Here is a 25,447-nt window from a genome sequence, read left to right on the forward strand (position 1 = left end):
CCACTCGTCATAACGGGCTCATGCCGGCTTCGGCTCCGCGACCTGCGGCGTGGTGTGCTGCGCCAGCCGCTGTTCCAGGGTCGAGATGTTCTGGAACAGGCGCGCGCTGGCGAGCCGCAGGAAGTAGAAGCCGAACGCCGGATTCTGCACGTAGAGCTGCTCGACCTGGTCGTAGGTCACCGACAGCACCATGCCGCTCTCGATGCATTCCAGGGTCTGGGTCCGGGTGTTGGACGGCGACAGCATGCCGAACTCGCCGACGATGGCACCGACCGGCAGCTCGATGCCCGACTCGACCAGGCGGAAGCGGCCGCTGGTGATGTAGAACATGCTGTCGGCCTTCTCGTCCTTGTAGAACAGCACTTCGCCGGCGGTGCATTTGCGCTCGGTCGTGAACGGCCGCAGCCAATCCATCGACAGATCGCTGTTGACCGATTTCTTCACGTCGCGCACCAGCTGCAGCATCTGGTGCAGACGGTAGGTGTTCATCGGCAGCAGCACGGCATGCAGGATCAGGGTCGCGTAATTGTGGGTCGGGACCGCGGTCGCGATCAGGATGATGTTGGTCAGGATGGCGAACACGCGCAGCGGAATCATGGTCCGCATCGACAGCGTCGCGACCACGAAGATCGATGCGAAGAAGCTGCCGGCCGCGCCGGCGTGCTGCGCGAGATGTGAGGTATCCATCGGAAACCAACCAATTCTCAAGAAGTGAACAGAATTGCCTATTAGTCGCTGCAGTGCGGCCGAGGTCGCATCGTCCGCCCGCACCCCTGATATACGGTGAAAAAACGACGATTTGTCGGGATTCTCACAGTCGTGGGCGCAAAATCCGGACAGGATGGCTAGGCCATTCGTCCAACAGATGGGGAGACCGCGGGGATTATTCCGGTCGCCGCCTCTGCGTTGACGGCGCCTGGCCGGACGGGCAGGTTGCGGCGCAGGCCGCGCCTCTGGCAAAGCGTGGCCTTGATCGTTCACCGACAGGCAAATTCACGCCCGATGTCCAAGCGGATCGTCCTTCCGGCCTTGACGCGTTTCGTTTCGGCCACCGCCGGCCGCAACATGACCACGGCAGCCTATGTCGCGGTGACCGTCGGCGTCGCCATGATGGTGCTGCTGACGGTCGCACCGGCCTATGACGCGGCTCCGCACTGGGTCGACGCGCTGCTGTGGGCATGCCTGGCCTACTTCGTGTTCGAATGGCTGGTGCGGCTGCGCCACATGCGGCGACAGGACAAGCTCTGGTTCTATGCACTGTCCAGTGCAGGCGTGGTCGACGCGATCGGGGCGCTCGCGGTGCCGATCGCGCTGATCGCAGGCGTGCCGGCGAAGACGGCGTGGCTGCTCGGCATCCTCTGGGTGCTCAAGGTGGTGCCGGGCATTCCCGGCCTGCGCCAGCTCCGCCGCGTGCTGGTGGTGGAACGCGGCCCGCTGCTCTCGGTGCTCGTGATCTTCCTGATGGTGGTGTTCCTGGCGTCGGTCGCGGAGTATTACCTGGAACGCGACGTGCAGCCGCAAACCTTCGGCAGCGTGCCGGCGGCGCTGTGGTGGGCGGTGGTGACCTTGACCACGACCGGCTACGGCGACGTGGTGCCGATCACCCCGATCGGCCGCATCGTCGCGGCGATGGTGATGATCTCGGGGCTTGGCGTGTTCGGGCTGTGGACCGGTATCCTGGCGACCGGTTTCGCCAACGAGACAAGGCGCGACAATTTCCTGAGAACCTGGGAGACCGTCAGCAAGGTGCCGTTCTTCGCCACGCTCGGCCCGGCGGCGATCGCCGACGTCACCCAGATGCTGCGGACCATCGACCTGCCGCCGCGCACCACGATCATCCGCAAGGACACCAATGGCGACTGCATGTATTTCGTCGCCGCCGGCGAGGTCGCGGTGGACCTGCCCGGCCGCCAGGTGAAGCTTGGCGAAGGCGCGTTCATCGGTGAGATGGCGCTGCTCGGCAACACCAAGCGCGGCGCCAACGTCACGACCACCAAGGTGACGCGGCTCCTGGTGCTTGACCTGGTCGATTTCCGCCTGTTGATGGCCCGGCACCCGGAGCTCGCCGAGACCATCGACGCCGAGGCGAAGCGGCGCGAGCTCGAGAATCAATGATGGAGACCAAGATGGCCGATGCGGCCGACACCGGAAGCGGACCCGTGCTCGACATCGCGGGCGCTCGCGCCACGATCCGCCTCAACCGGCCGAAGCATCTGAACCGCCTGCAGGCGGAAGACCTCGGCGAACTCATGCGGCTGTTCGAGCGGATCGAGGCCGATCCTGCCGTGCGCGTGCTGGTGCTGACCGGCACCGGCCGCGCGTTCTCCGCCGGCTACGACCTCAACTCGGTGGCGGAGCGCGCGGTGAGCGAGAGCGAGCAGCAGAGCGCGGGCTCGGCCTTCGAGGTCGTGGTCAACCGGCTGGAGGATCTCGCCGTGCCGACGATCTGCCGGCTCAATGGCGGCGTCTACGGCGGCTCGACCGATCTGGCGCTCGCCTGCGACTTCCGCATCGGCGTCGATACCGCGGAGATGTTCATGCCGGCGGCGCGGCTCGGGCTGCATTACTACAGAAGCGGCATCAAGCGCTATGTGACACGGCTCGGCGTCGACAATGCCAAGATGCTGTTCCTGACGGCGCAGAAAATCCCGGCGCCCGAGATGCTGCGGATCGGCTATCTCACCGCGATGGTGCCGCTGGACGCCCTGGACGAGGAAGTCGACCGGCTCGCGGCGATCCTGGCCGGCAATGCGCCACAGGCGATGGCCGGCATGAAGCGCGCCATCAACGAATTCGCCCGCGGCGCACTCGACGAAGCCGCCGCCGATCAGCGCCACCGCGACAGCATGCGCGGCGACGAGATCAAGGAAGGCATCAAGGCGTTCGGCGAGAAGCGGGCGCCGAGGTTTTAGCTCGACGCTCCGCCCTCTCCACCCCCGTCGTCCCGGCGAAAGCCGGGACCCATAACCACAGGGTTGAGTTGTTGACGAAGGCTGTGGCCCCAGCGTCGCGAAGCAATGACCTTCGGTGGTTATGGGTCCCGGCTTTCGCCGGGACGACATCGAGTATATTGCGTCATCGGGAGTCATACCTTCACATTCCCTCAGGATGACGGGACTGAAGGCGTCGCCAGGTTCACCCCCGCTTGCTCCGCATCGCGCGCGTTTGCGCAAGCTTCGGGTCGGCGGCGAGCGCCTGGTAGGGCTTGCTATCGACGGCGTAGATCGCGATGCGGCCTTCGGCGTCGGCATGGACGCCCCAGCCGAAACGCTTGCCGAGCGGCGAAGCGCGCATGCAGGCCTGGCCCTTGGAGAAGAACGCCTCGCGGGCCAGACTGCGCTCCTGCTTCGTCGCCTTGGTGGCCAGCTCACGCCCTACAGCCGATGTCGCGAACACCACGTCGTCGGAGGTGTATCTGTAGGGCGCATCGGCAAGCATGGTGTATTGCAGCGTGCCCACCGTCGGCTTGTCGCCACGCGGCAACGGCTGCTCGCCGCGGCGCGCGGGGCAATCCTCCGCGACGCGGATGAAGGTGTTGACGACGTTGGTCGTGTGCAGCGCCTTGTGCAGCGCCTTCTGGAGTCCGTTGCCCATCGGCACATTCTATCACACGCCGGCCGCAGCGGCATGCGCCGCCGCCATCTCCTGGTCGGCGGCCGTGATCTTCTGGAAGGCGGGACGCGACGTGATGCGTTCGGCGAACCGGACAAAGACGTCCCGCTTCGGCACGATGCCGAACATCATGGTCCAGCTGAGGGCGATGCCCCAGAGGATGTCGGCCGACGTGATCTGGTCGCCGAACAGATAGGGGCCCCTGGCAAGCTGAGCTTCGAGCGCGCCCAGCATGGTGTCGTAGTCGGCGTAAGGCGACTGCGTCACCGGCGCGGGTGCGCGCTTCATGAAATGGTCGATCACGGCCGGCTCGAACGACGAACCGTAATAGGCGATCCAGCGCAGATAGGGGCCGCGGCGCGGATCATTCAGCGCAGGCGTCAGGCCGGCCTGCGGGAACAGGTCGGCGAGATAGATGGTGACGGCGACCTGCTCGGTCACCAGCGCGTCGCCATGGCGGAGCGCAGGCACCTTGCCGAGCGGATTGATCGCAAGATAGGCGTCCTTGCGCTGCTCGCCTGCCTTCATATTGAGGACGTGCAGGTCGTAGGGCGCGCCGAGCTCCTCCAGCAGCACCCGCGCGCCGGTGGCGCGGCTTTGCGGCGAATAATACAGCGTGATGCGGTCGGCGGCGGTCATGGGCGGTCTCCTTGCGTTCGTGGCGCGGCTGTTATGAGCTCCTATACCTGACATCTTGTGTCAGATATGATTTGCCCATGCGCGCGAGCCGGCTGTTTTCGATTCTCACCACCCTGCAGGCGCGGGGGCAGGTCACCGCGCCCGAGCTTGCCGAGGCCTGCGAGGTCTCGGTGCGCACGATCTATCGCGACATCGACGCGCTCGCGGCCTCCGGCGTGCCCGTCTATGCCGACCGCGGCGCCGAGGGCGGTTATCGGTTGCTAGACGGCTACCGGGTGCGGCTGAACGGCCTGTCGCAGGGCGAGGCCGAGGCGCTGTTCATGGCCGGCCTGCCGGGACCTGCGGCAGCGCTCGGCCTCGATGTCGCGATGACGGCGGCGCAGACCAAACTGATGGCGGCGCTGCCGGAGCATCTGCGGCCCAACGCGAGGGGAATGCAGCAGCGCTTCCACCTCGACGCGCCCGGCTGGTTCGGCGCGACCGAGGAGCCGAAGCATCTGCGCGCGATCGCCGGCGCGGTGCTGCGCGAACGCCTGATCGAGATCCGCTACCAGAGTTGGAAATCTGAAAGGCGCCGCCGCGTGGCACCGCTCGGCCTGGTGCTGAAGGGCGGCAGCTGGTATCTCGCCGGCCTCGTCGACGGCAGCGTGCGCAGCTACCGCGTCGCGCGCGTGCTCGATTGCGCCGCGCTGGAGCAACCGTTCGGGCGGCCCGACGATTTCGACCTTGCCGCCTATTGGCGCGCGTCGACCGAACGGCTGGAGACCGAGCTGCATCCGAACCAGGCCACCGTGCGGATGTCGCCGTTCGGGCTGAAACTGTTCGATGTCGTCGCGCATCCATATGTGAAGGCGCGCATGCAGCTTGCGGAGGCGGTCGATGCCGACGGCTGGCGGATCGTCACCATTCCGGTCGGCAAGACGGTGTGGCATGCCGCGAGCGAGTTGCTGCGGCTGGGCTCCGAAGTGGAGGTGATCGAGCCGCCTGAACTGCGCGAAAGGATGGCAGAAATGACGGCCGCGATGGCCGCGCGCTACGCAGCCCCGCCGCGACGCCGGGCCGTTGCCGCCCGGCGCGCCTGAGCATTACTCGTCGACGAACGTCACGGTATCCGCAACAGTCGCACGCGACGTGCGATAACTGTTCACCTTGTGCGCATGATCGGCATAGCCGAACGAGATGCCGCAGACCACGCGGCGGTCGTCGTCCAGCTTGAAGTGGCGGCGGATCAGGCCGGAGTGGCGGGCCAGCGCGGCCTGCGGGATGGTGCCGAGGCCGAGCGCCTGCGCCGCCAGGATGAAGTTCGAGACATAGGCCCCGCAATCGATCGCGCCATAGATGCCGAGCGGCTCGTTGGTGTGGATCACGACGACATGCGGCGCGCCGAAGAAATTGTAGTTTTCCAGCGCCTGCTTGGCGTAGGCAGCCTTGTCACCTCTGGCGATGCCGAGCGTGTTGTAGAGCTGGAAGCCGCTTTCGCGGCGGCGCTCCAGATAGACGCCGGCATATTCGCGCGGCGGCGTGAAGTCGTAGTCCTCGCCAAGGCCGCGCGCGGCCTCGGCATAGATCGCCTTGCGGAAGCGCTCCTTGGCCTCGCCGGAGACGATCAGGGTCTGCCAGGGCTGGCTGTTGCACCAGGACGCGGTGCGCTGCGCGACCGTCAGCACATGCTCGATGATGTCGCGCGGCACTTCGCGTTGCTCGAAGGCGCGCACCGAGTAGCGCTCATTGAGCAATTCCGAAAGCACGCCGATGCGGTCTTCGGTCGAAAAACGCGGTTTGGTCACGGCATCCATGGTCAACGCCCCTTGGTCGGGATCTTGTTGTAGGGCACATCCTTGTCGACGCGTATGTCGCCGGGCAGCCCGAGCACGCGCTCGGCGATGATGTTGCGCAAGATCTCGTCGGTGCCGCCAGCGATGCGCATCGAGGGTGACGACAGCAGCATCTGCTGGAACTGGCCATGCACCAGTTCCTCGCTGTCGCCGGTGAGCGCACCTGCGGCGCCTTCCAGGTCCATCGCGTAGGTCGCGATGTCCTGCAGCATCATGCCGGAAACGAGCTTGCCGATCGAGTTCTCCGGCCCCGGCCGCTCGCCCTTCGACAGCGCCGAGATGGCGCGGTAGCTGGTGTATTTCAGCCCACTCGCCTTCACCGCCCAGCTCGCAAGCCTGGAGCGCACGGCCGGATCGTCGATCGCAAGGCCATCCTCCAGCATCAAATTCGAGCAGAACTCGAACATCTCGGGCACGCCGGTCGCAAGCCGCGACCCGATCGACATCCGCTCGTTCATCAGCGTGGTCAGCGACACGCTCCAGCCCTCACCGACCGCGCCGAGCCGCTGGCTGTCCGGGATCACGACGTCGGTGAAATAGACCTCGTTGAACTCCTGCATGCCGTTGGCCTGCTTGATCGGCCTCACCTCCACACCCGGGCTCTTCATGTCCAGGAAGAACATGGTGAGGCCCTTGTGCTTGGGCACACCAGGATCGGTGCGCGCGATCAATAGGCCGTAGTCGGAATAATGCGCGCCCGAGGTCCAGATCTTCTGGCCGTTGACGACCCAATTGTCGCCCTTCTTCTCCGCACGCGTGCGTAAGCCCGCGACGTCGGAGCCGGCCGACGGTTCGGAGAACAGCTGACACCAGATCTCTTCGCCGGAGGCAAGCTTCGGCAGATAGCGGCGCTTGGCGTCTTCGCTGCCCCAGGCCATCACGGTCGGGCCGCACATGCCCTCGCCGATCTGGAACGGCTGGGTGAGCTTGCCGTAGACGCCCTCCTCCTGCTGCCAGATCACGCGCTCGATCGGCGTCGCGCCGCGGCCGCCATATTCCTTCGGCCAGTGCAGGCAGGCCCAGCCCCCCTCGGCCTTCTTCTTCTGCCAGGCCTTTCCGACTTCGACCATGTCGTGTTTCGCAAGCCTGATGCGGCCGAGCGAGGATTTTGACAGCTCCTCCTCGAACTGCTTCGGCGCATTGGCCGCGACCCACTTGCGGGCGGTGGCGCGGAATTCGGCTTCCTGCGGCGTGTCGTCGAAATTCATGGCGAACCTCTCTGTTATTCTTCCGCGCTCACGCGCGGCCCCTGGTCGGGATCTTGTTGAACGGCACGTCCTTATCGACCCTGATGTCACCCGGCAGGCCCAGCACGCGCTCGGCGATGATGTTGCGCATGATCTCGTCGGTGCCGCCCTCGACGCGGGTGCCCGGCGCGCGCAGCAGCATCGCCTGGAATTTGCCGGCGACTTCGGCATCCTGAACCCCGTTCAGCGCGCCCGCGGCGCCCTGCAGATCGAGCGCATAGGCCGCGACGTCCTGGATCATCGATCCCGCCACCAGTTTGCCGATCGAGTTCTCCGGCCCCGGACGCTCGCCCTTCGACAGCGCCGAGATCGCGCGCATGCTGGTGTATTTCAGCCCGCTCGCCTTCACCGCCCAGTTCGCCAGCTTCGAACGCACCGCGCGGTTCTCGATCGCCGGGCCGTCCTCCAGCATCAGGCTGCTGCAATAATCGAACAGCTCGGGGAAGCCTGTCGAAACGCCGGCGCCGATCGACATCCGCTCGTTCATCAGCGTCGTCAGCGACACGTTCCAGCCGTCGTCGACGTTGCCGAGCCGCTGCGAATCCGGAATGCGCACATCGGTGAAATAGACTTCGTTGAAGTCGGACGCGCCGCTCGCCTGCTTGATCGGCCGCACCTCCACGCCAGGGCTCTTCATGTCCAGGAAGAACATGGTGAGGCCCTTGTGCTTCGGCACGGTCGGATCGGTGCGGGTCAAGAGGATGCCGTAGTCCGAATAATGCGCGCCCGAGGTCCAGATCTTCTGGCCGTTGATCACCCATTCGTCGCCATGCTTCTCGGCGCGGGTGCGCAAGCCCGCAACGTCGGAGCCGCCGGCCGGCTCGGAGAACAGCTGGCACCAGACCTTCTCGCCGGAAGCGAGTGGCGGCAGATAGTTGCGCTTCTGCTCCTCGCCGGCGAACGCCATCATGGTCGGGCCGCACATGCCGTGGCCGATGATGAAGACAGCACTGAGACGGCCGAACGGCCCCTCTTCCTGCTGCCAGATCACGCGCTCGATCGGCGAGGCGCCACGGCCGCCATACTCCTTCGGCCAGTGCAGGCAGGCCCAGCCGGCCTCGGCCTTCTTCTTCTGCCAAGCTTTTGCCACTTCGAGGATGTTGGCGCCCGTGAGCTGCACGCGGCCGAGCGAGGCCTTGCGCAGCTCGTCCTCATATTGCTTCGGCGCGTTGGCGGCGATCCAGGCTTTTGCCTCGGCGCGAAACGCGGCCTCTTGCGGGGTGTCGTCGAAATTCATGGTCTTTCTCTTCTGTCATTCCGGGGCGATGCGGAGCATCGAACCCGGAATCTAGAGGTTACTGACTGAGCTCGAGATTCCGGGTTCGCGCTGCGCGCGCCCCGGAATGACGACAGGAATTTACGCCGCGTTCTTCTTGCGCATGCGGTCGATCAGCGCGTCTTCCCAATAGGACAGGCTGCCGAGGCCGAGCGCCGTCGCATTGGCGCGGCGGTAGTACATGTGGCAGTCGAACTCCCAGGTAAAACCCATGCCGCCATGGACCTGGATGTTGTTCTTGGCGCAGTGCTGGAATGCCTGCGTGGCGCTGATGCGCGCGGCAGCCGCCGCTTCCGGCAGCTCGCCGGCGTTGGTCGAGAGCGCCCAGGCGCCGTAATAGCAGTTGGAGCGCGCCAGGGTCGCCGAGACGTACATGTCGGCGAGCATGTGCTTGATTGCCTGGAACGAGCCGATCGGACGGCCGAAGGCGATACGATCCAGCGCGTAGTCGCGCCCCATCTCCAGCGCGCGGTCGGCGCCGCCGACTTGCTCGAAGGCCATCAACACCGCAGCGCGATCCAGCACCTGCGTAATGACGCCCCAGCCCTCGCCCGCTGCGCCGAGCGGCTCGGCCTTGGCGTCCTTGAAGGCGATCTCGGCCTGGCCGCGGGTCAGGTCGATATTGGTCAGCGGCTTGAGCTCGACGCCTGAGGCCTTGAGATCGACGATGAACAGCGAGATGTCGGACTCGCGTCCGCCAGAACCGGTGCGTGCCGCGACGACGGCGAAATCGGCGATCGCCCCGTCGGCGACCGGCTTCTTCACACCGTTGAGCACGCCGCCGTTCGCGGTGAACTTGATCGCCTTCGGCGACGGATTGCCGTGGCCTTCGAACAGCGCCAGCGTGCCAATCGCATCGCCCGATGCGATCTTCGGCAACCACTTCTGCTTCTGCGCATCAGAGCCCGCGATCAGGATCGCCTCGGCGGCAAGATAGACGGTGGAGGAGAACGGCACCGGCGCCAGCGCGCGGCCCATTTCCTCGGCGATCACGCAGAGCTCGAGATGGCCCGCGCCGGCGCCGCCGAATTGCTCCGGGATCGCGACGCCGAGGAAGCCCATCGCGGCGAGGGCCTTCCACAGCGCCTTGTCGTAGGGCGCCTTGCCGTCGAGCACCTCGCGCACGGCCTTCGGCGGGCACTGCTCGCTGAGGAATTTCCGCGCCTCGTCGCGCATCTGCTTCTGCTCGTCGGAGAAATCGAAGTTCATGGCGCTACCTTTTTGGTTCTTGTCGTTTCAATTGGCCGTCATTCCGGGGCGCCGCGGAGCGGCGAGCCCGGAATCCATAACCACGATCGAGAGTATGGATTCCGGGCTCGCGCTTCGCGCGCCCCGGAATGACGAGTGGAGAAAGTCGTTGCCTCATCACAGCACGATCACCTCGTCGCAGGGCGTCGCGGCGTAGAGCTTCTCCACCAGCTCCGCCCGGCGCTCCAAGCCGGCGCGCTGGTTGATGTGGCCCTTGTCGGTGAGCTCGTTGCCGTCGATCGAGGGCGGCTCGAGCATCAGGATGGCGCGCGCGACGCGCATGCTGCTGCCGGTGGTCGAGGCGTTGTGGGCTTGCAGGCCCTTTTTCAGGCAATCGATCACGTCGGGGTGCCGGATCACGTCCTGATAGGTTGCGTCGGCCTTGCCGACGAGCTGGCGGCAGGCGTGCAGGTTCGGCCAGCACAGCAATCCGATGAACTCGCGGTCCTGTCCCGCGACCAGCGCGTCGTGCACCACCGGCGTTGCCGCCGATATCGCATCGGTGCGCAGCGACCCAACATGAACGAAGGTGCCAGTGGTGAGCTTGAAGTCCTCGACCACGCGCCCGGCGAAAATGATGCCTTGCAGCGGATCCGAGGGGTCGACGAACCGGCCGGCGTCGCCGATGCAGTAGAAGCCCTCCTCGTCGAACATCTTCCGGGTGAGGTCCGGCTGGCCGAAATAACCCGGGGTCACGTTGACGCCGCGCAAGCGCAATTCGTATTTCGCGCCGCACGGCACCATCTTCAGCTCGACGCCGGGGAACGGCAGGCCGATCAGGCCGACGCGCTCGGTGTCCCAATAGGTGCCGGTCGAGGTCGGCGCGGTCTCGGTCGAGCCCCAGCCGGTGTAGAACACGATGCGTTCGCCAGTCGTCTTCACCGCTAGCGCCTGCATCCGGTCATAGAGATCGTCGGGCAGCCGCGCGCCGCCATAAGCCATGATCGAGAGGTTCTTGAAGAAGCTTTCGCAGAGCGCGTCGTCCTTCTCCATCGCCGCGGCGAGCGCGGCGTAGCCGGCCGGCACGTTGGCGTAATAGGTCGGCGACACCTCGCGCAAATTCCTGATCGTCTCTTCGAGTTGGCCCGGCATCGGCCGGCCGTCGTCGATATAGAGCGTGCCGCCGTCGACCAGCACCGGATTGAACGCGGCGTTGCCGCCCATGGTGTGATTCCACGGCATCCAGTCCAGCACGGTTGCGACCGGGCCGCCCGCTTCGCGCGGCCGCACCTGCATCATCATCGCCGCATTGGCGCACATCATCTCCTGGGTGTTGATGACGGCCTTGGGCATGCCGGTCGAGCCCGAAGTGAACAGCAGCTTGCCGGTGGTGTGAGGCGTGATCTTCGCGATCGACTCGTCGACCGCCTTGGTCACCGGCGTCGCCGCGAGATCGGCATAGGCTACGCTTGCGATGCCTTCGCAGGGCCGCAGCACATGCACGACAGTGATGCCGGTGAGATCGAGTGCCTTCAGCGCCTTCTCGAAGAGCGGGCCGTCCTGCACCATCACGACGGCGGGCTTGATCAGGTTGAACAAATATTTGAGCTTGAGATGATCCTGGCTCATCAGCGAATAGGCCGGCGACACCGGTGCGGCAGCGAGACGCGCCTGCATCGCGGCCTGCGTCATCAGCGCGTGCTCGATCGAATTGCCGGAGAGGATCGCGACCGGACGGCCTGCAGCGATCTGGAGATCAAGCAGGCCCTGCGTCAGCGCATCGACGGTGCGCTTGGCTTCGCCATAGGAGACCTTGCGCCATTGCCGGTCGGGACCGCCGCGCTGCGCCAGCCAGGTTCGCTCCGGCGCCTCCTTGGCCCATTTGGCGAGATAGGACGGAATATGCGTCGCATAGGCCTGCAACGGAATCCGCGACTTCAGCACCACCGTGCCGTCATCGCGCCTGCTAACCGCGATGTCGCGCGCCAGCCAATCCACCTTGCGGAAGGGCGGCTTCATCAGAACAGCTGCGTCCCCATCCATTTTGCGTCTCCCGGAATTCTTGTCCTTTGCAGGATCTGTTCTCAGCGCCTGATATAGACAGGCTTTCGCTTCTCGAGAAAGGCCTTGATGCCTTCCTGGAAATCTTCCGAGCGGCTGCACAGCACCTGATTGCGATCCTCCATCGCAATCACGGCCTCGATCGAGCCGGCATCGACGCTCATGTTGATGCACTCCTTCGACAAGCGGAGGCCAACCGGCGAGGCCGTCATCATCGCCTCGACATAAGGATTGGCCGCGGCATCGAGATCAGCGGCCTCCACCACCTCGGACACCAGACCGACGGCAAGCGCGCGGTCCGCGTTGATGAAGCGCCCGGTGAGGATCAGCTCGGACGCGACGGAGACGCCGACCAGACGCGGCAGGAAATAGCTGGTGCCGATGTCGCAGCCGCCGAGGCCGAGCTTGATGAAGGCGCAATTCATCCGCGCGCCCTTTGCCGCGATGCGGATGTCGGCGGCCAGCGCCAGCGCAAACCCGCCGCCCGCGGCCGCGCCCTGCACCAGCGCGATGATCGGCTGCGGACAGCGCCGCATCAGCATCACGATGTCGGCGATGCGACGTTGCGAGTCGAGGGACTCGGTGACGCCCGGCGGCTCGGCCTGCCCGCCGCGCCGCGCCATCGCGTGCTTGAGATCGAGCCCGGCGCAGAAATTCGCACCGGCGCCTTTCAGCACCACGACGCGAGTGTCGCGATTGCGCTGCAGGCCCTGGAAGTAGGCATTGAGCGCGTCGATCAGGGAAGGATCGAGTGCGTTGAGGTGTTCGGGACGATTGAGCGTAACCCAATCGACCCCGTCGTGATGTTCGATCAGCAGCGGTTGAGACACGCGCAACCTCCCACATCGTCGTCCCGGCGAAGGCCGGGACCCATAACCACAGGCTTTTGTTGTTTTGCGCGGCGTCTGCCAGCTTGCCTGTTACAAACGCCGCGGAGTATGGGTCCCGGCTTTCGCCGGGACGACAGCGGAATTTGCTGCTACCGCGGCGCCATGCGGATGGCGCCGTCGAGGCGGATGGTTTCGCCGTTGAGCATCGGGTTCTCGACGATGTGGACCGCTAGGTTGCCGTACTCGGAGGCATCGCCGAGGCGGGCCGGATGCGGCACCTGGGCCCCTAAGCTCTTGCGGGCTTCCTCGTTGAGGCCCATCAGCAGCGGCGTCAGGAACAGGCCGGGCGCGATGGTGTTGACGCGGATTTTCAGGCTGGCGAGATCGCGCGCGGCCGGCAGCGTGAGACCGACGACGCCGCCCTTCGAGGCAGAATAGGCGATCTGGCCGATCTGGCCTTCATAGGCGGCGACCGACGCGGTGTTGATCGCAACGCCGCGCTCCTCGCCGATCGGCGCCTCGGTCGCCAGGCGCTCGGCGAACAGGCGCAGCACGTTGAAGGTGCCGATCAGATTGACGTTGATGATACGGACGAACTTTTCCAGCGGATAGACGCCATCCTTGCCGACGATGCGCTGCGAGCCGCCGATGCCGGCGCAGTTCATCAGCACGCGCGCGATGCCGTGCGCCGCTTCAGCCTTGGCGATCGCCGCCTTGATCTGCTCCTCGCTGGTGACGTCGGCATGAAGGGCCACGCCCTTCACTTCGGCGGCGACCTTCTCGGCGTTTTCCTTGTTCTGATCGATCACGCCGATCCTGGCACCTTTGGCGGCCATGGCGCGGGCGGTCGCGGCGCCGAGGCCGGAGCCACCGCCGGTGATGAGAACGGCAACGTCTTTCAACTGCATGAGAGATACCTTTCCTTGGGCGTTTCTTCTCTGGACTTCGAAGTTTGTTATCCGGCGGCTGCGGCCGCCGTTTGCGTCTTGGGATTGAGCACGCCGCCGAAAATAAGCGCCTCCATGTGCTTGATGTAATCGCGGCAGACCTCGTCGGTGACCGGACCGACGCCGACCGCACGCGACATCGCGTGACGGCCGAAGAACAGGTGATCGCAGGCGCCGATCAGGCTGGTGTAGAACAACACCGGATCGATCTTGCGGAACTCGCCGGCCTTGATGCCTTCAGCCAAGAGGCGGCGATGAAACTCCAGCAGCGGCGCGACGAAGAATTTCGACACCTCGTCGGCGGCCTCCGGCGTGCTCTCATGCAGCAGGTAGTGGATTAACCGGTTCATGTAGGGGAACTGGTGATAGGCGCGGATGATGCCGCCGATATGCAGCCGCAGCTTCGCGCTCGGCGTGATCGGCTGCGCCAGCAGATACTCGAGCTGCGACATCTCGGTGGCGGCATCGCGCGCCAGCAGCGCCAGCAGCAGGCCGTCCTTGTTGCCGAAATGATATTTCACCAGCGCGGCGTTGACGCCGGACTTCTGCGCGATGTCGGACAGCGAGACCTCGATCGAGGCCCGTTCGATCATCAGCTCGCTGGCGGCCACCAGAAGCTTGTCGGCGGTGGCGTTCCTGCTCGCGGCAAGTCTGGTCGGTACGCTGGTATTCAACGGCGCTCTGATCCCTGAACTCATCGGAAAAGCGAGGCCGCACATAAGCCCATGGCGGGGCTGCACTCAAGAGTTAATTGATTGATTGACTAAATGCCGGACCGTCCCTTAAATCCGGCCCAATCTTTCAAAGCCCCATCCAGAAACATCAGGGAGATCAGACATGGCCGAGGCATACATCGTCGCCGCCGCTCGCACCGCCGGCGGCCGTAAGGGAGGACGTCTTGCCGGCTGGCATCCGGCCGATCTGGCCGCGACCGTGCTCGATGCGCTGGTCGAACGCTCCGGCGCCGATCCGGCGCAGATCGAGGACGTGATCATGGGCTGCGTGATGCAGGCCGGCGAGCAGTCCAACAACGTCGCGCGCAACGCGGTGATGGCCTCGAAGCTGCCGGAGAGCGTGCCGGCGACCTCGATCGACCGCCAGTGCGGCTCCTCGCAGCAGGCGCTGCATTTCGCCGCGCAGGCGGTGATGAGCGGCACCATGGACTGCGTGATCGCCGCCGGCGTGGAATCGATGACGCGCGTGCCGATGGGCCTCGCCTCGCAGCTCCCCGCCAAGAACGGCTTCGGCCACTACAAGAGCCCGGGCATCGAGGCGAAATATCCCAACATCATGTTCAGCCAGTTCACCGGCGCGGAGATGATGGCGGAGAAGTACGGCCTGTCGAAGGATGAGCTCGACGAATACTCCTACAACAGCCACCAGCGCGCGATCGCGGCGACGCAGGCCGGTTACTTCAAGGACGAGATCGTGCCTGTCGCGATCACCCGCGCCGACGGCTCGACCGACACCCATCACATCGACGAGGGCATCCGCTTCGATGTCAGCCTCGACGGCATCAAGGGCGTCAAGTTGATCGCCGAGAACGGCAAGCTCACGGCCGCGAGCGCCAGCCAGATCTGCGACGGCGCCTCCGGCGTGATGGTGGTCAACGAGAAGGGTCTGAAGGCGCTTGGCGTCAAGCCGATGGCGCGCATCCACCATCTCACCATGCTCGGGCATGACCCCGTGATCATGCTGGAAGCGCCGCTGCCCGCCACCGAGCGCGCGCTGAAGAAGGCCGGCATGTCGATCGACGACATCGACCTGTTCGAGGTCAACGAGGCCTTTGCCTCGGTACCGACCGCCTGGCTGAAGACGACTGGCGCCGATCCGGCGAAACTCAACGTCAATGGCGGCGCAATCGCGCTCGGCCATCCACTCGGCGGCAGCGGCACCAAGCTGATGACGACGCTGCTCAACGCGCTCAAGCAGCGCAACAAGCGCTGGGGCCTGCAGACCATGTGCGAAGGCGGCGGCATGGCGAACGTGACGATCGTCGAGCGGCTGTGAGAGGCAGCAGACCTCTGCATAAATCGTGTCGTCCCGGCGAAGGCCGGGACCCATAACCACAGCTCTCCGTGGTTAGGCCTGGCTGGGGCCACAACCCAGTCCAACAACAAAAATTGGCGGTTATGGGTCCCGGCCTTCGCCGGGACGACCGCTGTGTTGAGGAAACGCTTGTGACCCATCCCTCCATCCACGCGCGCAATCATCCCGACAAGATCGCCTACCGGATGGCGGGTACCGGCAAATCCATCACCTATCGCGAGCTCGACGAGCTCTCGAACCAGGGCGCGCATCTGTTTCGTTCGCTCGGCCTCAAAGCCGGCGACCACATCGCGCTGCTGATGGAAAACCGGCTCGCCTTCATGGAACTCTGCTGGGCGGCGCAGCGTTCGGGGCTCTATTACACCGCGATCAGCCGCTACCTGACCGCAGAGGAGATCGCCTACATCATCAAAGACTGCGGCGCCAAGGTGTTCATCACCACGCCGCACTGCGCCGAGAAGGTGAAGGGCCTGATCAAGGGTGAGCCGGGCGAGCCGTTGTTCTTCATGATGGACGAGCCTGAACCGGGCTTCCGCTCCTATGACAGGGAAGCTGCTGCGCAACCGGTGACACCTGTCGCCGACGAGGTCGCGGGCTACGACATGCTCTATTCATCCGGCACCACCGGCCGTCCGAAGGGCATCAAGAAGCAATTCGAGGGCAACGGGATTGACGTGCCGAACCCGTTCCTGCGCATCCTCACCGCCGACATGTGCGGCATGAACGCGGACAGCATCTATCTGTCGCCGGCGCCGCTCTATCATGCGGCGCCGTTGCGCTTCAACATGATGGCGATCGTGCTCGGCGGCACCTCCGTCATCATGGAGCATTTCGACGCCGAGGAGTTTCTGAAGCAGGTCGAAAAGCACAAGGTCACGCAGTCGCAGCTGGTGCCGACGATGTTCGTGCGCATGCTGAAGCTGCCCGACGCGGTGCGCAGCCGCTACGACGTCTCGTCGCTGAAGGGCGCGATCCATGCCGCGGCGCCCTGCCCGGTCGACGTCAAGGCGAAGATGATCGAATGGTGGGGACCGATCCTGATCGAATATTACGCCGGCTCGGAAGGCAACGGCGTCGCGGTCTCGACCTCGCAGCAGTGGCTCACCCATCGCGGCACCGTCGGCCGCGCCGTGGTCGGCAAGGTCAAGATTTTGAACGAGAACGACGAGGAGGCGCCGACCGGCCAGATCGGCCAGGTCTATTTCGCCGACGCGCCGGCATTCACCTATCACAACGATCCCGAGAAGACGAAGAAGGCCTACAACGCGAGGGGATGGTCGACGCTCGGCGACGTCGGCTATCTCGATGACGAAGGCTTTCTCTATCTCACCGACCGCAAGAGCTACATGATCATCTCAGGCGGCGTGAACATCTATCCGCAGGAGACCGAGGACGTGCTGATCACCCATCCCGCGGTCTCCGATGTCGCGGTGTTCGGCGTGCCGAACGAGGAGATGGGCGAAGAAGTCAAGGCCGTGGTGCAGCCGCATGACATGGCGAAGGCAGGCCAAGCGCTCGAGGCCGAGCTGATCGCGTTTTGCCGGAAACATCTGTCGCCGATCAAATGCCCGAAGAGCATCGACTTCGAGACAGAGCTGCCGCGCACGCCGACCGGCAAGCTGGTAAAGCGGCACCTGCGCGACCGGTATTGGCCGAAGGCGGAAGTGAAGGCGTAGCTTTTGTAGGGTGGGCAAAGCGCAGCGTGCCCCCCCCTTTCCGCCGTGCTCGCGATGGTGGGCACGCTTGCGCTTTGCCCACCCTACGAATTGCGGCGCGACTTAGTAGTACCGGTCCGGCCACAAGGCCCAGCCCGGGCTCCAATGCGTGCGCGCCGGTGAGGCCTGCGCCTTGAGCGCGGCGACTTCCTCGACCGGCTTGGGATAGGCGCCGTAGAGCGCCGGCGGATAGACGCTGTCCCAGAACACGTAGCCGGGCTGGTAGGCATACCGCGCATGATGCGCGTGGTGGTACGCATGGTGCCGGTAGGGCACGGCGAGCTCCGCAGCGGAGGCCATGTCGGCCGCGACCAGGCCGGACGTGACGAGGGCGACGCTCAGGGCAAGGGCTCGGAGGCGCATGAGGAAAATCCTTCTCGAATCGGGGGTGGCTGAGTCGTAACTTGGATTAGTCGCGCTCGGTTCCCTTTGGTTCGTAGCTTTCGTATGCAAAGGGCACATGACACCGTTCGGCGGGCGACCGGCGACCGTCGCTAGAGCGAGGCCGCCGGCTCGCAGGCGGCGGACGCGGCCGCGCGCAGATGCAATTGCCCGTGCTGCCCGGAGGCGGTCGTGGTCCATTGCGCATCGATGCGCTGGAGATCGTGAGACAGCGTGCCGCGGTGGCTGCCCTCGGTCTCGAACGAGCCATTCCCGTCCGGTGACAGCTCAAAGATCTCGACCTGCAGATCGGACAATTTGATGAACATCCGCACGCCGATCTTCGTCACCTGGCGGCCTGCCTCGTATGAGCCGCAGCCGAGCGCCTCGGCATTCTCGTCGTTCAGGGCATGCACCTTGTCGAAGGTGATGACGACATTCTGCACCGTGCTGTCATGATCCCACAGGAATTCACCGATATAGGCGCGCGGCAGCTTTTCGGTCAGTTCCTTGACGTCCGTCGCGCGCACGGATGACACAAACATCAGGCTCGCAGCCGCAATCGCCAGAGCGAGGCGAATCCGGCCGGACAGCTTTGCGATCCCGGCACAACGCATGCGCATGCATCCCTCGAGCAAAGTTGCTATCGTTCCACGGTCTCAGCTAGCACCCGATCGCCGCCAGCGTACAATCACATGCGCTGCAATGTCGATCCAGCCGGTTCCGCAACATGACAACACTTCCCGACGTTCCGCTCCCCTCCACCATCCGCTCGCGTTATGTCGATGGCATCAACGGGCTCACCATGCATGTGCTGGAGGCCGGCTTTGAGACACAGGGCCGGCCTCGCCTGTTGCTGCTGCACGGATTTCCGGAGCTCGCCTTTTCCTGGCGCAAGGTGATGCCTGACCTCGCCGCGGCCGGCTATCACGTGATCGCGCCGGACCAGCGCGGCTATGGCCGCACGACGGGATGGAATGCCGATTATGACGGCGATCTCACGCCGTTCCGCCTGCCGAACATGGTGCGCGACGCGCTCGGGCTGGTGGCCGCGTTCGGCTATGGGCATGTCGATGCGGTGATTGGGCATGATGCCGGGTCGTCGGTCGCGGCATGGTGCGCGCTGATCCGGCCCGACGTCTTTCGCGCGGTGGCGATGATGAGCGCGCCGTTTGCCGGACCGCCGGCGCTGCCGTTCAACACGGCCGGCGCGCCGGCGAAGCCCGCGGTGAAGGATCCGGTGCACCAGGACCTGGCGGCGCTGCCGCGGCCGCGCAAGCATTACCAATGGTACTATTCGACGCGCGAAGCCAATGGCGACATGCACCGCGCGCCGCAGGGCGTGCACGATTTCCTGCGCGGTTATTACCACCACAAGAGCGCGGATTGGGCCGACAACAAGCCGTATCGGCTGGAATCATGGTCGGCAGGCGAGCTCGCGAAAATGCCGACCTACTACATCATGGACCTCGCCGACGACATGGCGGCGACCGTCGCCAAGGAGATGCCGTCGCCTGCGGCAATCGCCGCCAACACATGGTTGCCGGACCGCGATCTCGGCTATTACAGCGCGGAATATCGGCGCACCGGATTCCAGGGCGGGCTGCAATGGTATCGCTGCGGCACGTCGGGCGCGTTCACGGGCGAGATGCAGACCTGGGGCGGACGCACAATCGACCAGCCCTCGGTCTTTATCTCCGGGAAGCAGGATTGGGGCACCTATCAACGGCCCGGCGTGTTCGAGGCAATGCAGACCAAGGCCTGCACCAGGATGCTCGGCTGCCATCTGGTCGATGGCGCCGGCCATTGGGTGCAGCAGGAGCAGCCCGCCGAGGTCAGCCGTCTGCTGCTCCAGTTCCTCGCACGCGCGGTGCAATAGGAGATTGTCCCGGATTTTTCGGGAACAACTACCCTGACCTCGCGTTGCGGTCTGCCGATGATTTGTCCGGCGACCCCAACGAGGAGGAATAACCATGGAAAGGAAGATTGCCGGACTGCTTGGCGCCGTCGTGTCGCTTGGCGCGCTCGGTAGTGCCCAAGCCGCATCGGCGCCCGCACCGACCGAGGTGCTACAGGCGAATTCTTACGCTGAATTGCTGGAGCCGATCTCCAACGCCTCCGCGAAGCTCCAAGCGCTCGACGAAGCCGCGCCGCCGGCGGCCCGTGAGAACCTGCAGATGGCCCAGTTCTACCATCACCATCATCACCACCATCATCATCACCACCACGGCTACCATCGCCGCTACGCCCCCCCTGTGATCGTGGTGCCGCGCTATCGGCGCCATCATCACCATCATCACCACCACCATCACAGCTTCTATCGGCGCGACTACTGAGCGCGACCGACGCACGATATGACAACGGGGCCTGCGGGCCCCGTTGCCACGCCGGCCATAATGTGGCGCGCAGTCAGTCGCCGCGCGCTTTCTCCTTGGCCGTGCGGTGCAGGTGGCGATAGGTGCCGTCGAACACGGTGTCGGTCGACGATGTCCATTCGGTGCCGGCGGCCAGTTTGGGCCGATTGCTGTAGATACGGCGCGCCTGCAATTCGCGCTCGGCTGCCTCTTCCTCGTCCATCGGCGCGAGCTGAAAATTCGCCTCTTCCGGGATCACGATGATCTGCGCGAACGGCTCGTTCGGCCGGAAGATATGGGTACGCCCTTCGGCCGGGGCCTTGAAGACGCAAAAGAACAGCATCGGCCACCAGTTGCGTATCAGCGCAGGCACGGCGATCGGCACCGTGTCGGTGCGGTCGGTGTAGAAGCGCGGATGCGGCTCGGTGCGGATCGCCATCCCCTTCTCGACCTTGAGATCGAGCAGTATCTGATAGGTATAGAACGTGTCGCCGAAATTCCGGAATGGCGGCCATTGCACCCCGCTATCCGGCGGAGCGCCCCAGTCGGCATCGAACCGCAAGCGGCCGCCCTGCGTGGTGACGTGCAGTTCGAAGTCGTAGGGGTAGAACAGCTCGATCCCGTACTGCGCGCCTTCCGAGAATGGCACACAATGCCAGACCTGTTCGCGAGAACCGTCGGTGCGTGGTTCGCGGTTGCCTGCCCAGCCGGGGATGTCGAGCTTGGTCCGTCGGGGCGCCAGCCGCGCGTCGTTCAGCCGGTATTTGACCGTGTCCATGGCATAGCCCCCGCTTACGAGCATCTGGAACTCGAACGAACCCGAACAGGCATGGTTCCATCGGCGTGATCGTTCGAAATCGCAATTGACCGTTCGCGCGCCGGATCATATTAGAATTATTCTAATTCTAAACTACGTGATGAACTGGTGTTCCCGTGAAGAAGTTTGCCGATCTGTCCGAGCGCGAGGTGCTCGCGGTTGCGATCGCCTCCGAGGAGGAGGATAGCCGCATCTATATGAGCTTCGCGGAGGACCTGGCCGAACGCTATCCTGATACCGCAAAGATCTACGAGGAAATGGCCGAGGAGGAGCGCGGCCACCGCCACCGGCTGCTCGAGCTCTATGAGCAGCGCTTCGGCCCGCATCTGCCGCCGATCCGGCGCGAGGACGTCAAGGGCTTCCTGCGCCGCCGTCCGGTCTGGCTCACCAAGAACCTGTCGCTCGACACCATCCGCAAGGAAGTCGAGACCATGGAGCTCGAGGCCGAGCGCTTCTACGCCCGCGCCGCCGAGAAGGCCGAGGATGTCGGCGTCCGCCGCCTGCTCGGCGATCTCGCCGACGAGGAGAAGCACCACGAGAAGCGCGCGGTGCAACTGACCGGCGAGATCCTCAAGCCCGATGTGCGTGCCGAGGAAGACCGCACGCGGCGGCGGATGTTCGTGCTGCAATATGTGCAGCCGGGGCTGGCCGGATTGATGGACGGCTCGGTCTCGACATTGGCGCCGCTGTTCGCGGCCGCCTTCGCTACGCATCACAACTGGCAGACCTTCCTGGTCGGGCTTGCCGCCTCGATCGGCGCCGGCATCAGCATGGGATTTGCGGAGGCTTTGTCCGACGACGGCTCGCTGACCGGCCGCGGCTCGCCCTGGCTGCGCGGGCTGACCTGCGGATTGATGACGACGCTCGGTGGATTGGGCCACACCATTCCCTATCTCGTGCCGGATGCGTGGCCGAACGCATTCTGGATCGCGACCGCGATCGCCGGTGTCGTCGTGTTCTTCGAACTGTGGGCGATCGCCTTCATCCGCGCACGCTACATGGACACGCCGTTCCTGCAGGCGGTATTCCAGATCGTGCTCGGCGGCGTCATCGTGCTCGGTGTGGGAATTCTGATCGGCGCGGCGTAGAGCTGCTTCTTCCCGCACGCGGAGCACGGTGAGGGCAACTCCGATCAAGCGCAGCAATTGCCGTGGCACTACAAGCCACGCGAGGCCGGCTTGCACGATACGTGATCGCGCAACGCTTGCGGGCTGTGTCCAAACCGCCCATCATCGACGCCAACCAGAACCGGGAGCAAACCGTGGCCAAATCGCAATGGAGTTTCAAGACCGCCGTCGAATTGTCGGAGGCGCTGCGCAGCAAGCAGGTCTCGGCCGTCGAACTCGCGGAGGATGCGATCGGCCGCATCGAGCGGCATGACGACAAGGTCAACGCGATCTGCGTGCGCGACTTCGAGCGCGGCCTGGCTGCCGCCCGCGCCGCCGACGCGGCGATCGCGCGCGGCGAGCACAAGCCGCTCACCGGCATCCCGATCACGGTGAAGGAATCCTACAACATCGCGGGACTGCCGACGACCTGGGGCTTTCCGCCGCAAAAGGATTTCGTCCCGCCGGAGGATTCGCTTCCCGTCACCCGTGTCAAGGACGCCGGCGCCGTCATCCTCGGCAAGACCAATGTGCCGGTCGCGCTCGCCGACTGGCAGAGCTACAACGAGATCTACGGCACCACCAACAATCCCTATGACCTCCGCCGCACGCCGGGCGGCTCCTCCGGCGGCTCGTCGGCGGCGCTGGCCGCAGGCTACGGCGCACTGTCGCTCGGCTCCGACATCGGGGGCTCCCTGCGCGTGCCGGCGTTCCATTGCGGCGTCTATGCGCACAAGCCGACCTTCGACCTGCTGGCCTCGCGCGGCCATGTCGCACCGCCGGCGCCGCCGCTGGCCTATGAACGCGACCTTGCGGTGATCGGTCCGATGGCCCGCGGCACGGCCGACCTCACGCTGCTGCTCGACGTGATGGCCGGCCCCGATCCGCTCGATGCCGGCAAGGCCTATAAACTCGAACTGCCGGCGGCGCGCCACGCGAACCTGAAGGATTTCCGTATCCTCGTGATCGACACCGATCCGGTGCTGCCGACCGACAAGGCCGTCCGCGGCACCATCGACAAGCTCGCCAGCAACCTCGACAAGGCCGGCGCCAAGGTGTCGCGGTCGAGCCCGTTGCTGCCGGACTTCGCAGCCTCATCGCGGCTCTATATGCGGATGCTGCTGTCGTTCCTCGCTGCGACCTTCCCGCCCGATGTCTATGCCGGCGCCTGCGCGATGGCGGCCGCACTGCCGGCCGACAACACCAGCCTGCAGGCCGAGCGGCTGCGCGGCATCGCGATGAGCCATCGCGACTGGGTGCATGCGAGCGTCGGCCGAAGCCGGCTGCGCGCGCAATGGCGGGAGCTCTTCAAGTCGTTCGACGCGGTGATCTGTCCGATCATGCCGACGCCGGCCTATCCGCACGATCATTCTCCCGACCAGGAGCAGCGCAAGATCCTGATCGACGGTGAGCCGCACGTCTATCCCGACCAGCTCGCCTGGCCCGGCATTGCGACGCTGCCCGGCCTTCCCTCCACCGCGATCCCGACCGGCTTTGCGCCGGACGGACTGCCGGTCGGTGTGCAGATCGTCGGCCCATGGCTGGAAGACCGCACGCCGCTCAAGCTCGCCGAGCTGATCGAGCGTGAGTTCGGTGGTTTCGTGCCGCCGAAGATGTTCGATGATTGAGTGAGGCTAACGCCCGTCATTGCGAGCGAAGCGAAGCAATCCATATATCCCCTTGCGCGGAGAGATGGATTGCTTCGTCGCTGTCGCTCCTCGCAATGACTGGGGAGAGGTCTGGGAGAACCATCAATGAACAACGACCTGGAAGAACTCACAAAACTCAACAAGGACTACGTCGATTCCGTTCAGAACTGCGATGTCAAACGCTTCGACGAGATCCTGGCGCAGGACTTCTACGCCACCAATCCCGACAAGAGCCTGGTCGATCGCGCCGGCTTCCTGAAGCAGACCGCGATCCCGGTGAAGATCAAGGGACTGACGGCCGAGGACGTCAAGATCCGCATCCTTGGTGATTTCGCGATCATCCACGCCCGTACCAGCTATCTTGATGCCGAGGGCAAGCAGGCCTATGGCCGATACACCGATTGCTGGGCGAAGCAGAACGGGACGTGGCTCGCGGTGTCAGCCCACGTGGCGCGGTAGCACAGCCGTCGTCCCGGCGAAGGCCGGGACCCATAACCACGGCTATCCGTGGTGAATAAAGAAAGCCGTCCACCTTGGTGCCCAAAGCGAGGCTGCGGCGTATGGGTCCCGGCCTTCGCCGGGACGACGACTAGCTATCGAACATGATCACGCTGCGCAGCGTCTTGCCGGCTTTCATATTGGCAAAACCTTCGTTGATCTCGCTCAGCTTCAGCTTGGCCGAGATCCAGTCCTCCAGGTGCAGCCGGCCGCGCATGTAGAAATCGACCAAACGCGGCATGTCGACGCGGAAATGGTTGGAGCCCATCGAGGAGCCCTGGATCCTGCGCTCGCGCAGGAAATCGAAGCCGTGCAGCTCGATCTTCTGGCCGAACGGAATCATGCCGACGATGGTCGCGGTGCCCCCCGCCGCCAGCATGCCGAACGCCTGCTCGGCGGTGTCCTTGCGGCCGAGCACTTCGAAGGAGTGCTGCACGCCGCCGCCGGTGAGCTCGCGCACCTGCTGCACGACGTCGCCCCGGGCGGGATCGACGATGTCGGTGGCACCTAATTTGGTCGCAAGCTGCAATTTGGCCGGGTTGGTGTCTACAGCGATGATGCGGCCAGCGCCGGCGATCTGCGCGCCGTTGATCGCGGCCATGCCGACCCCGCCGCAGCCGATCACCGCGACCGTCTCGCCGGCGGTGACCTTCGCGGTGTTGACGACGGCGCCATAGCCGGTGATGACGCCGCAGCCGATCAGTGCGGCGAGATCGAGCGGCATCTCCTTCTTGATCTTCACGATGGCGTTCTCATGCACCAGCATCTGCTCGGCGAACGAGGACAGATTGAGGAACTGGTTCAACTTCTCCTTCCTGCCCCAGGACAGCCGGTTGGAGGCGCCCGGCAGCATCTTCACCGTGGTGTCGGTGCACAGCACGGTGCGGCCGGTGGTGCAATTGTCGCAGGTGCCGCAGAACACCGACAGGCAGGTGACGACGTGATCGCCGGGCTTCACATAATTGACGTCGGAGCCGACCTTCTCGACCACGCCGGCCGATTCATGGCCGAGCACGGCCGGCAGCGGATGCGGATAAAGCCCTTCCATGAAGTGGAGGTCGGAATGGCAGAGGCCCGCGACCGCGGTGCGGATCAGGACTTCGCGTGGCCCCGGATTGGGCACGCTGACATCCTCGATCACCAGCGGCTTGTTGACTTCATGCAGGACGGCGGCCTTCATCGGGATTTCCTCTCGCGTTTATTGTTGAGCACGCGCTCCACCTCTCCCAAAGGGAGAGGTAAG

25 protein-coding genes are annotated in these 25,447 nt (G+C 64.9%); 10 read left to right on the forward strand and 15 right to left on the reverse strand.

From position 1 onward, the window contains the following. Window positions 1-18 precede the first annotated feature (18 nt). A complete protein-coding gene (locus IC762_RS33025) occupies window positions 19-687 on the reverse strand; it encodes a Crp/Fnr family transcriptional regulator (RefSeq protein WP_195786251.1) in 669 nt (222 codons plus the stop codon). 315 nt (window positions 688-1,002) lie between these two features. Between IC762_RS33025 and IC762_RS33030 the strand changes: the two genes are divergently transcribed. Together IC762_RS33030 and IC762_RS33035 are read left to right on the forward strand one after the other, a co-directional pair. Further along, complete coding sequence (locus tag IC762_RS33030) at window positions 1,003-2,115, forward strand: cyclic nucleotide-gated ion channel (RefSeq protein ID WP_195786252.1); 1,113 nt, start codon at window positions 1,003-1,005, stop codon at window positions 2,113-2,115. An 11-nt stretch (window positions 2,116-2,126) separates the two neighbouring features. Continuing rightward, window positions 2,127-2,912 (forward strand): enoyl-CoA hydratase/isomerase family protein, encoded by a 786-nt coding sequence (locus tag IC762_RS33035; protein WP_195790396.1) that lies wholly within the window; start codon window positions 2,127-2,129, stop codon window positions 2,910-2,912. 223 nt (window positions 2,913-3,135) lie between these two features. Here the strand turns inward: IC762_RS33035 and IC762_RS33040 are convergent, their stop codons facing one another. Both IC762_RS33040 and IC762_RS33045 read right to left on the reverse strand, forming a co-directional pair. Further along, complete coding sequence (locus IC762_RS33040; RefSeq protein ID WP_195786253.1) at window positions 3,136-3,594, reverse strand: DUF6157 family protein; 459 nt, start codon at window positions 3,592-3,594, stop codon at window positions 3,136-3,138. Between the two features lie 12 nt (window positions 3,595-3,606). Further along, the gene (locus tag IC762_RS33045) at window positions 3,607-4,251 is read right to left on the reverse strand and encodes a glutathione S-transferase family protein (protein ID WP_195786254.1); all 645 of its coding nucleotides are present in this window, start codon (window positions 4,249-4,251) and stop codon (window positions 3,607-3,609) included. A 77-nt stretch (window positions 4,252-4,328) separates the two neighbouring features. On the opposite strand from IC762_RS33045, the gene IC762_RS33050 reads away from it, so the two are divergent. Beyond that, the gene (locus tag IC762_RS33050; protein WP_195786255.1) at window positions 4,329-5,333 is read left to right on the forward strand and encodes a helix-turn-helix transcriptional regulator; all 1,005 of its coding nucleotides are present in this window, start codon (window positions 4,329-4,331) and stop codon (window positions 5,331-5,333) included. A gap of 3 nt (window positions 5,334-5,336) precedes the next feature. Here IC762_RS33050 and IC762_RS33055 read toward each other — a convergent pair whose 3' ends face one another. From IC762_RS33055 to IC762_RS33090, 8 genes are all read right to left on the reverse strand, one after another. After that, entirely contained in the window at window positions 5,337-6,047 is a 711-nt protein-coding gene (locus IC762_RS33055; protein WP_195786256.1) for a nitroreductase, read from the reverse strand. A 2-nt stretch (window positions 6,048-6,049) separates the two neighbouring features. Beyond that, complete coding sequence (locus IC762_RS33060) at window positions 6,050-7,294, reverse strand: acyl-CoA dehydrogenase (protein WP_195786257.1); 1,245 nt, start codon at window positions 7,292-7,294, stop codon at window positions 6,050-6,052. Window positions 7,295-7,322: 28 nt separating this feature from the next. Continuing rightward, a complete protein-coding gene (locus IC762_RS33065; protein WP_195786258.1) occupies window positions 7,323-8,570 on the reverse strand; it encodes an acyl-CoA dehydrogenase in 1,248 nt (415 codons plus the stop codon). Window positions 8,571-8,690: 120 nt separating this feature from the next. Then, window positions 8,691-9,818, reverse strand: coding sequence for an acyl-CoA dehydrogenase family protein (locus IC762_RS33070; RefSeq protein WP_195786259.1), 1,128 nt, complete (start codon window positions 9,816-9,818; stop codon window positions 8,691-8,693). 156 nt (window positions 9,819-9,974) lie between these two features. Then, window positions 9,975-11,840 (reverse strand): AMP-binding protein, encoded by a 1,866-nt coding sequence (locus tag IC762_RS33075; protein ID WP_195786260.1) that lies wholly within the window; start codon window positions 11,838-11,840, stop codon window positions 9,975-9,977. 41 nt (window positions 11,841-11,881) lie between these two features. Then, complete coding sequence (locus IC762_RS33080) at window positions 11,882-12,688, reverse strand: enoyl-CoA hydratase/isomerase family protein (RefSeq protein WP_195786261.1); 807 nt, start codon at window positions 12,686-12,688, stop codon at window positions 11,882-11,884. Between the two features lie 149 nt (window positions 12,689-12,837). Further along, window positions 12,838-13,596 (reverse strand): SDR family NAD(P)-dependent oxidoreductase, encoded by a 759-nt coding sequence (locus IC762_RS33085; protein WP_195786262.1) that lies wholly within the window; start codon window positions 13,594-13,596, stop codon window positions 12,838-12,840. 47 nt (window positions 13,597-13,643) lie between these two features. Beyond that, on the reverse strand, window positions 13,644-14,333 hold the full coding sequence (locus IC762_RS33090; RefSeq protein WP_195786263.1) for a TetR family transcriptional regulator: 690 nt from the start codon (window positions 14,331-14,333) through the stop codon (window positions 13,644-13,646). 139 nt (window positions 14,334-14,472) lie between these two features. Here IC762_RS33090 and IC762_RS33095 point away from each other — a divergent pair, with 139 nt between their 5' ends. Beyond that, window positions 14,473-15,645 carry an acetyl-CoA C-acetyltransferase gene (locus IC762_RS33095; protein ID WP_195786264.1) on the forward strand — a complete coding sequence of 391 codons (1,173 nt, stop codon included), beginning with the start codon at window positions 14,473-14,475 and terminating at the stop codon, window positions 15,643-15,645. 170 nt (window positions 15,646-15,815) lie between these two features. Then, complete coding sequence (locus tag IC762_RS33100; protein ID WP_195786265.1) at window positions 15,816-17,360, forward strand: acyl-CoA synthetase; 1,545 nt, start codon at window positions 15,816-15,818, stop codon at window positions 17,358-17,360. 102 nt (window positions 17,361-17,462) lie between these two features. On the opposite strand, the gene IC762_RS33105 is transcribed toward IC762_RS33100, so the two are convergent. Beyond that, on the reverse strand, window positions 17,463-17,762 hold the full coding sequence (locus IC762_RS33105) for a hypothetical protein (protein WP_195786266.1): 300 nt from the start codon (window positions 17,760-17,762) through the stop codon (window positions 17,463-17,465). Window positions 17,763-17,893: 131 nt separating this feature from the next. Further along, window positions 17,894-18,403 (reverse strand): hypothetical protein, encoded by a 510-nt coding sequence (locus tag IC762_RS33110; RefSeq protein ID WP_246801351.1) that lies wholly within the window; start codon window positions 18,401-18,403, stop codon window positions 17,894-17,896. Between the two features lie 107 nt (window positions 18,404-18,510). Here IC762_RS33110 and IC762_RS33115 point away from each other — a divergent pair, with 107 nt between their 5' ends. Next, on the forward strand, window positions 18,511-19,659 hold the full coding sequence (locus IC762_RS33115; RefSeq protein WP_195786267.1) for an alpha/beta hydrolase: 1,149 nt from the start codon (window positions 18,511-18,513) through the stop codon (window positions 19,657-19,659). A gap of 94 nt (window positions 19,660-19,753) precedes the next feature. Then, entirely contained in the window at window positions 19,754-20,116 is a 363-nt protein-coding gene (locus IC762_RS33120; RefSeq protein ID WP_195786268.1) for a hypothetical protein, read from the forward strand. Between the two features lie 73 nt (window positions 20,117-20,189). Here the strand turns inward: IC762_RS33120 and IC762_RS33125 are convergent, their stop codons facing one another. Next, a complete protein-coding gene (locus tag IC762_RS33125; protein ID WP_195786269.1) occupies window positions 20,190-20,912 on the reverse strand; it encodes a hypothetical protein in 723 nt (240 codons plus the stop codon). Between the two features lie 155 nt (window positions 20,913-21,067). On the opposite strand from IC762_RS33125, the gene mbfA reads away from it, so the two are divergent. The 3 genes from mbfA to IC762_RS33140 all read left to right on the forward strand — a co-directional run bounded on the left by mbfA (window position 21,068) and on the right by IC762_RS33140 (window position 24,165). After that, window positions 21,068-22,039: an iron exporter MbfA gene (gene mbfA, locus IC762_RS33130; protein WP_195786270.1), complete on the forward strand. Its 972-nt coding sequence runs from the start codon at window positions 21,068-21,070 to the stop codon at window positions 22,037-22,039. 173 nt (window positions 22,040-22,212) lie between these two features. Then, the gene (locus tag IC762_RS33135) at window positions 22,213-23,685 is read left to right on the forward strand and encodes an amidase (RefSeq protein WP_195786271.1); all 1,473 of its coding nucleotides are present in this window, start codon (window positions 22,213-22,215) and stop codon (window positions 23,683-23,685) included. A gap of 126 nt (window positions 23,686-23,811) precedes the next feature. Beyond that, entirely contained in the window at window positions 23,812-24,165 is a 354-nt protein-coding gene (locus IC762_RS33140; protein WP_195786272.1) for a nuclear transport factor 2 family protein, read from the forward strand. 130 nt (window positions 24,166-24,295) lie between these two features. Here IC762_RS33140 and IC762_RS33145 read toward each other — a convergent pair whose 3' ends face one another. Beyond that, window positions 24,296-25,384 carry a Zn-dependent alcohol dehydrogenase gene (locus IC762_RS33145; protein ID WP_195786273.1) on the reverse strand — a complete coding sequence of 363 codons (1,089 nt, stop codon included), beginning with the start codon at window positions 25,382-25,384 and terminating at the stop codon, window positions 24,296-24,298. Between the last annotated feature and the right edge of the window lie 63 nt (window positions 25,385-25,447).

It is taken from the genome of Bradyrhizobium genosp. L (assembly GCF_015624485.1).
Taxonomy (GTDB): domain Bacteria; phylum Pseudomonadota; class Alphaproteobacteria; order Rhizobiales; family Xanthobacteraceae; genus Bradyrhizobium.